The sequence below is a fragment of the Streptomyces sp. NPDC057623 genome (assembly GCF_042800355.1).
Classification (GTDB): domain Bacteria; phylum Actinomycetota; class Actinomycetes; order Streptomycetales; family Streptomycetaceae; genus Streptomyces.
Map to the genome: position 1 here is coordinate 47,756 of NZ_JBHVGZ010000027.1, position 7,038 is coordinate 54,793.

Below are 7,038 nucleotides of genomic sequence, written 5' to 3' on the forward strand. Positions count from 1 at the left end.
GGACAACCGCCCACGACGACAGAGCACCTCCGGGCGCCTGCGGTCCCGCGGCCGGCTCAGCCCAGCCCCCAGGCCCGCCCCATCCGATACGCGGCACACAGGTTCACGTCGAGGACATACGCCCCGGCGCTCCCGCACTGCTCGCTCCCGCTCCCCGGATCCACGGGCTGCCCGTGCCCCATCCCGGTGACGCTGTACGTCTCCACGACGGCACGCCCCCCGGCGTCGCGGAAGACCTGGTGCGGATACCCGGCGACGCTGTCGCTGACGTCGGCGACCTGGTCGGCCCCGTGCACATCGGTCCACTGCTTCATCAGGTCGCTCATGTTGACGGGCTTCACGGTGTAGTCGGCCGTGCCCTGGAAGGCGACGAGCGTGGGCCTGGGCCCGCCATACCCGGGCCGGGCGGCGCGCACCCGGTCCCCCCACTGCTTCGGGGTCTGCGTCGCCCCGACGTACATGCACACCCACGGCGACCCCGCGGCCTGGGCGCACCCGTACGGCAGCCCGGCGACGATCCCGCCCGCCGCGAACCTCTCCGGGTACGCCGCCATCATCACGGCGGTCAGCCCGCCCCCGGCGGACAGCCCGGTGACGTACACCCGCGACGCGTCACCGGAGGTGTCGGCGAGCTGCCGGTCGGTCATCTGCGCTACGGACGCGGCTTCGCCCTGGTCGCGCGCGATGTCGCCGTTCTGGAACCAGTTGAAGCAGGACGAGGCGTTGTTGGCGGTCTGCTGCTGCGGCAGCACGATGGAGAAGCCCCAGCGGTCGGCGAGCTGGAGCCAGCCGCTGCCGGTGCCGTATCCGGAGGCGTTCTGGGTGCATCCGTGCAGCGCGACGACCACGGGCCGGCCGGCGGGCAGCCCGTCGGGGACATACCGGAACATGCGCAGCGCACCGGGGTTGGAGCCGAACCCGGTCACCTCCTGGAGGGAGGCGGCCGTGGCCCGGCCCGGCGTGAGGAAGGCGGCGATCAGGGCGACGAGAAGGGTCACGAGGACGACGGTGCGACGGCTTGCGGCTCTGGTCTGTGTCATGCGGAGGGACCGTAGAAGCCTGAACGACCCGTCGATATGGAGTGGGACACCACAACGGACACCTCCGCCATGGTGGTTCACCCGGAGGGCGAGGTGTCCCCACGGAACGGCCGCACGACCGTCCCCGGGTCCCGCCCGACCTCCCACAGGCCGACCCCGAGCAGCAGCAGACCGCTCACCAGGGAACCAGACCAAACCGGCCACCGGGGGCCGTGGTTCACAAGGAGGGAAGGGCCGAAGGGACGCGGGACGGGGCGGGCGGTGTCGGCCGTCCGGTGGCGGTGTCGGCACCCCGGGTCGTCTCGTCCCTTTTCCACGGCCCGACCCCGAGCTGCGCTGTCGTGCCGAGGTCCAGTTCCGGCTCCACCATCACGGGGCCGGCCCCGGCCTTCGCCCGCACGCGGACGTACGGCACGTTCACCGGCGCGCCGAACCCGGTGGTGTTCCGCCACGCCAGCGTCGACTGAGCGGCCTCACCCGGTCGCAGAACGACGGGCTGCGGGCTGCCGCCCCCGCCGGTGGCGGTGCTGATCCGATCGGTTCCCTGGAGGATCCGCACACCGTCCACGGTGGCGTGGTCCTCGTCGAGGAGTTCGAGCTCCGGGTAGCCGTTGAGCTCGTAGTTCTTGGCGCCGCAGTTGATCAGGTGCAGTCCGACGACGCGCAGCCCCATGGCGGCGTCCCCCTCGTCCGCGTAGACCCGCACCCCGGACTCGGGGCACGGTCCCGAGGCGGACGGCGCCTCGTCGGCGGGAACGACGCGCACCTTGACGACCTCGATGCCCGACACCTCGGGTGCGCTCACGGTGGTCTCCGCCATGGCGACTGCTCCCTTGACGGTCCGCCCGGGCCCGACCGCCGCGACGGTCTGCTCGACGTTGTCGACCGCGCCGCCGGACGCCGAGAGAAACCCGAAGGTCACCGTGTAGGTGGCCGTCTTCCTCCCGTTGTTGGTGATCTCGAACTCGGCGGAGTAGTCGGCCGCGCAGCCGGTCTCCGCGCCCCAGGCGTACAGGCCGGTGACCTTCACACCCTTCTCGCCCGGACCGCCGGGAGCGGGCAGGGGCAGCGGCGTCGGCGAACCGGAGGGGGTGACGGACGCCTCGGCCCCGGCAGGCGGCGGCGTGCCGCCGTACCCGGAGTGGTCCGACGGGCACAGCGGGGCGGCGCTGACCGGAGCCCCCGCGTCGCGAGCCCGCGTCGCGTCATCGCCCTGTGAGGCGCTCTGGGAACCACACGCGGCAAGCAGCAGAACACCGGCCAGGGCGGTGGGAACGGTGCGCGAGGCGGTAGACATCCGCCCACCTCATCAGCGGTCGGACCGCCCGGCTGTGGTGGAAGCCACAGCTCCGGTCACAGCGCTGTCACAGATCGTTCAGGAGGGGAATTCGGCACGGCAGACGAGATCCCGGCATGACAAAGGCCCCGCTGCCCTAAGGCGGCGGGGCCTTTGCCCACATGGGTCAAAGGAGGTTCGGAAACCTCCCGATCGTGGAGATGGCGGGAATCGAACCCGCGTCCAACGGTGCAGAATCAGGGCTTCTCCGTGTGCAGTTCGCTGCGATTTTCTCGGCCCCGGCGATCACGCGAACAAGTCGCCGACGGGCCCAGCCACTGTTTGATTTCCCATCCGACCCCGTGACCGGGCCGGATGGTTTAGTTCCCTAGATTATGCCAGGGTCCGGGTCGGGAACATCCCCGGTCTGACACCCGTAAGGGCCTTCACTCACTGCTTATTAGGCAGCGAGGGCGAAGGCGCGGGAATCGCTCTTGGAATTGGCGATTATTGGTTGCGACATATGGTTAACGAGATCATTGCCGCTTCCTCGACACGCTTCCCCTGTTTCAACAGCCGCTGTCGAAACCGATCATCCCCATGTTGCTGTATTCAATTAAAAAACAGTTCAATCCTCCCCGGCGAACCGGAGGGGGGCGCGCACCCTCTGTGAGGTGCAGTGCCATCGTACGTGACCAACGCACGACGATGCCACCGTATTCCCGGCCTACCTGCCGGTCAGGCGCCCCGCTGCTTCCGCTTCGCCGCCGCGATCGCCCGGTCCGACTCCCGCCGGTCCTGCTTCTCCCGCAGGGTCTGGCGCTTGTCGTACTCCTTCTTGCCTCGCGCGAGGGCGATCTCGGCCTTCGCGCGGCCGTCCTTGAAGTACAGGGCGAGGGGCACGATCGTGTGGCCCGTCTCCTGGGACTTCGCCTCCAGCTTGTCGATCTCCTCGCGGTGCAGGAGCAGCTTGCGCTTGCGGCGCGCGGAGTGGTTGGTCCAGCTGCCCTGGTGGTACTCCGGGATGTGGGCGTTGTGCAGCCACGCCTCGCCCCGGTCGATCTGGACGAAGCCGTCGGTCAGCGACGTCCGCCCCTCACGCAGCGACTTGACCTCGGTGCCCATGAGGACCAGGCCGGCCTCAAAGGTGTCGATGATCGCGTAGTCGTGCCGGGCCTTCTTGTTCTGGGCGACGATCTTGCGCTTGCCGCCCTTCTCGCCGTCCCTGGCCTTCGCGGCCGCCGCCCCGCCCTGCTTGGGCTGGGACTCCTTCGGTACGTACATTCCCTTGCTCATAGTGCCGTCCATTTTCGCACTACGCGGGGGGTGGGCGGAAAGCCCTTTTACGAGTCGCCGAGTCCGCTCAGGACCGTCTCGGCCCGCTCCAGGACACCTCGGTCGGCCTCCAGGTCGGGCGTGATCCCCCGGCCGTCGACGGCACGGCCCGAGGGGGTGCGGTAGTGGCCGACGGTCAGCTCGGCCACGGAGCCGTCGGGGAGGCGGCTCGGCATCTGGACCGAGCCTTTGCCGAAGGTGCGGGTGCCCACGACGACCGCGCGGCCGCGGTCCTGGAGGGCCCCGGTGAGCAGCTCGGCCGCGCTCATCGTGCCGCCGTCGACGAGCGCGACCAGGGGTCTGCCGGTGTCGCCGCCGGGCTCGGCGTGCAGGGCGCGCTGGTCGCCGTCCACGTCGTAGGTGGCGACGAGGCCGCCGTCGAGGAAGGCGGAGGCCGCGGTGACGGCCTCGGTGACCAGGCCGCCGGAGTTGCCGCGCAGGTCGAGGACGACGCCGGTGGCGGCCGGGGCCTGCCGCACGGCCTGGCGGACCGCGTCGCCGGAACCCTTGGTGAAGGAGGCGATCCTGATGACGGTGACTCCGCCGGCGAGTTCCGAGACGGTGACCGAGTCGGTGGACAGCCGGGCGCGGCGCAGCGTGAGGTCCCACGCGCGCGGGCCGCGCTCCAGACCCACCTTGACCGGCGTACCGGCGGGCGCGTCGTTCGCGTCGCCGCGCAGTAAGGAGACGACCTCGGTGACGGGGCGCCCGTCGACCTTCCGTCCGTCGACGCTGCGCAGCAGGTCGCCGGCCCGGATCCCGGCGGAGGCCGCGGGCGACCCGGTCCCCACCTTCGTCACCTCGATACGGCCGTCCCGCTCGCGCCGGGCCCACAGCCCGACGCCGGTGTACTCGCCGTCGAGGGCCTCCTCGAACTCCTCGTACTCGCCCTGGGAGTAGACGGCGCCCCAGCGGTCCCCGCTGCGGCTGACCGCGCGCTCGGCGGCCTCCACGGGGGACTCGCCCTCGGCCATGGCCTCGGCGGCGGCCGCGGCGACGTCCACGTGCCGGCCCGCGGGTGCTGCCGAACCGGCGGTGTCGGCCGAGGCCTTCCGGTCGGGGCCGGGCAGGGAGCCGGTCGCGGCACCGGCGACGAGCACGCTCGCGAACACCAATGTCAGGGCGGCCCCGCGGCCGAAGCGGCGGGGCTGACAGAACAGGTCACGACCTGACATGGCGGTGAGTCTAGGACAACGCGAAGGGGCCGTACGGCCCGTTGCCCGTACGGCCCCCTTGGCGTTGGTCACACCTTCAGATACTTGCGCAACGCGAAGAACGCCGCCAACGCGGGCATCAGCAGGCTGGTCGCGAGGATGAGCGGCAGCTTGGTCAACACGGCTTCCCAGCCGATGAAGTTGACCAGGGTCAGCTGGTCGGCGAGGGCGAGACCGTGGTCGATGAGGAAGTACCGCGCGATCACCAGGAACGCACAGGCGACCGTCCCGCCGATGAGCCCGGCGACCGCGGCCTCCATGATGAACGGCGCCTGGATGTAGAAGCCCGAGGCACCGACCAGGCGCATGATCCCGGTCTCCCGCCGGCGGCTGAACGCCGAGACGCGCACCGTGTTGACGATCAGCATCAGCGCGACGACCAGCATCAGCGCCATCACCGCGCGCGCCGCCCAGTTCATGCCGTTGAGCAGCTTGAAGAGGTTGTCCAGGATGCCCTTCTGGTCCTGCACGGACTGCACGCCGTCCCGCCCGTTGAAGGCGGTCGCGACGACCTGGTACTTCTCGGGGTCCTTCAGCTTGATCCGGTACGACTCCTGAAGCTGGTCCGGCGTGAGCGAGGCGGCCAGCGGGGAGTCGCCGAACTGCTCCTTGTAGTGCTTGTACGCCTGGTCCTGCGACTCGTACGTCACCTTCTCGACGACCGTCATCTTGTCCAGGTCGGAGAGGATCTGCTTCTTCTGGTCCTCGGTGACGGCGCCCTTGGCGCAGTTGGGGTCGGACTCGGCGTCGGCCTTGTTGCACAGGAAGACCGAGACGTTGACCTTGTCGTACCAGTAGCCCTTCATGGTGTTGACCTGGTCGCTCATCAGGAGCGACCCGCCGAACAGGGCGAGCGACAGGGCGACGGAGACAACGACGGCGAACGTCATCGTCAGATTGCGGCGGAGACCGACACCGATCTCGGAGAGTACGAACTGGGCGCGCATGGCGGCTTCTTCAGGCCTTTCCGGACTTCTACGGGGGTCAGTGCTGGTAGCCGTAGACGCCGCGCGCCTGGTCGCGGACGAGGCGGCCCTTCTCCAGCTCGATGACGCGCTTGCGCATCTGGTCCACGATGTTCTGATCGTGCGTGGCCATCACGACCGTCGTACCGGTCCGGTTGATCCGGTCGAGCAGCTTCATGATGCCGACGGAGGTCTGCGGGTCGAGGTTGCCGGTGGGCTCGTCCGCGATCAGCAGCTTCGGCCGGTTGACGAACGCGCGCGCGATCGCCACCCGCTGCTGCTCACCACCGGACAGCTCACCGGGCATCCGGTCCTCCTTCCCGCCCAGCCCGACGAGGTCGAGCACCTGCGGAACGGACTTGCGGATCTCGCCGCGGGACTTGCCGATGACCTCCTGCGCGAAGGCCACGTTCTCGGCGACGGTCTTGTTCGGCAGCAGACGGAAGTCCTGGAACACCGTCCCCAGCTGGCGGCGCATCTGCGGCACCTTCCAGTTGGAAAGGCGCGCGAGGTCCTTGCCCAGGACGTGCACCTGCCCGTGACTGCACCGCTCCTCGCGGAGGATCAGCCGCAGGAAGGTGGACTTCCCGGAGCCCGAGGACCCCACGAGGAACACGAACTCACCCTTCTCCACTTCCAGGGACACATCCCTGAGTGCGGGGTGGTTCTGCTTGGGGTAGGCCTTGGAGACGTTGTCGAATCGGATCACGGATGCACCACGGGTCGCCGGGGGTAGATGAGGGGGACCATACGCGAACCGGGGGCGGGGGCGCAGTCACCAGGAGGGTTGCGCGACCCTTGTGCACTTTTGTACGGGGTTGGCTCTTTGACGAGCGCCCGAGCCGTTCCCGGCGGAACCTGGCATGGTGGAGAGGGGAACATTCGCGGGGCCAGGCCCGTTGAACCCCCGGAGGGACCCGCAAGGAGGGTGGCGCATGACGTACGACCGGCTGGTGTGCGCGAGCTGTGCCGCGCCCGTGAGTGAGGGCCGCTGCCCCGTCTGCCGGGCGAACCGAGAGCGGCTGCAGCAGCAGAACCCGTTCGCGGGTCTGAACCCGATGACACTGATCGCCCTGCTCGCGGTGCTGATCGCGGCGGTGGCACTACTGGCGCACCAGACCGCCTAGGACATGGCGAGGGGGACGGGGGGGGGGGGGATCCTTGGGCCCCTGACTACCGCGGAGAGGCGAACCCCAGTGGAGGAACAC

Annotated in this window: 7 protein-coding genes and 1 other RNA gene; 1 reads left to right on the forward strand and 7 read right to left on the reverse strand. The window is 69.7% G+C overall.

Annotation, left to right across the window (positions count from 1 at the left end):
* Nucleotides 1-56: 56 nt before the first annotated feature.
* The 7 genes from ACFU95_RS25990 to ftsE form a co-directional block, all read right to left on the reverse strand.
* Nucleotides 57-1,040, reverse strand: coding sequence for an alpha/beta hydrolase family esterase (locus tag ACFU95_RS25990; protein ID WP_383831854.1), 984 nt, complete (start codon nt 1,038-1,040; stop codon nt 57-59).
* A gap of 217 nt (nt 1,041-1,257) precedes the next feature.
* Nucleotides 1,258-2,337 (reverse strand): DUF4232 domain-containing protein, encoded by a 1,080-nt coding sequence (locus ACFU95_RS25995; protein ID WP_383831856.1) that lies wholly within the window; start codon nt 2,335-2,337, stop codon nt 1,258-1,260.
* Between the two features lie 192 nt (nt 2,338-2,529).
* Nucleotides 2,530-2,916: a transfer-messenger RNA gene (gene ssrA / locus ACFU95_RS26000) on the reverse strand.
* Between the two features lie 138 nt (nt 2,917-3,054).
* A complete protein-coding gene (gene smpB, locus ACFU95_RS26005; RefSeq protein ID WP_383831947.1) occupies nt 3,055-3,600 on the reverse strand; it encodes an SsrA-binding protein SmpB in 546 nt (181 codons plus the stop codon).
* A gap of 59 nt (nt 3,601-3,659) precedes the next feature.
* A complete protein-coding gene (locus ACFU95_RS26010) occupies nt 3,660-4,826 on the reverse strand; it encodes a S41 family peptidase (RefSeq protein WP_383831858.1) in 1,167 nt (388 codons plus the stop codon).
* A 68-nt stretch (nt 4,827-4,894) separates the two neighbouring features.
* Nucleotides 4,895-5,812, reverse strand: a complete 918-nt coding sequence (ftsX, locus tag ACFU95_RS26015) for a permease-like cell division protein FtsX (RefSeq protein ID WP_383831860.1) — start codon at nt 5,810-5,812, stop codon at nt 4,895-4,897.
* Between the two features lie 37 nt (nt 5,813-5,849).
* Complete coding sequence (gene ftsE, locus ACFU95_RS26020; RefSeq protein ID WP_383831862.1) at nt 5,850-6,539, reverse strand: cell division ATP-binding protein FtsE; 690 nt, start codon at nt 6,537-6,539, stop codon at nt 5,850-5,852.
* Nucleotides 6,540-6,765: 226 nt separating this feature from the next.
* On the opposite strand from ftsE, the gene ACFU95_RS26025 reads away from it, so the two are divergent.
* Nucleotides 6,766-6,957, forward strand: a complete 192-nt coding sequence (locus ACFU95_RS26025) for a hypothetical protein (RefSeq protein ID WP_383831864.1) — start codon at nt 6,766-6,768, stop codon at nt 6,955-6,957.
* Nucleotides 6,958-7,038 lie beyond the last annotated feature (81 nt).

Excerpts from the sequence above, each read along its gene's own strand:
- ACFU95_RS25995 (WP_383831856.1), bottom strand. The coding sequence starts at position 2,337 with ATGTCTACCGCCTCGCGCACCGTTCCCACCGCCCTGGCCGGTGTTCTG.
- ACFU95_RS26010 (WP_383831858.1), bottom strand. The coding sequence starts at position 4,826 with ATGTCAGGTCGTGACCTGTTCTGTCAGCCCCGCCGCTTCGGCCGCGGG.
- ACFU95_RS26025 (WP_383831864.1), top strand. The coding sequence starts at position 6,766 with ATGACGTACGACCGGCTGGTGTGCGCGAGCTGTGCCGCGCCCGTGAGT.
- smpB (WP_383831947.1), bottom strand. The coding sequence starts at position 3,600 with ATGTACGTACCGAAGGAGTCCCAGCCCAAGCAGGGCGGGGCGGCGGCC.
- ftsX (WP_383831860.1), bottom strand. The coding sequence starts at position 5,812 with ATGCGCGCCCAGTTCGTACTCTCCGAGATCGGTGTCGGTCTCCGCCGC.
- ACFU95_RS25990 (WP_383831854.1), bottom strand. The coding sequence starts at position 1,040 with ATGACACAGACCAGAGCCGCAAGCCGTCGCACCGTCGTCCTCGTGACC.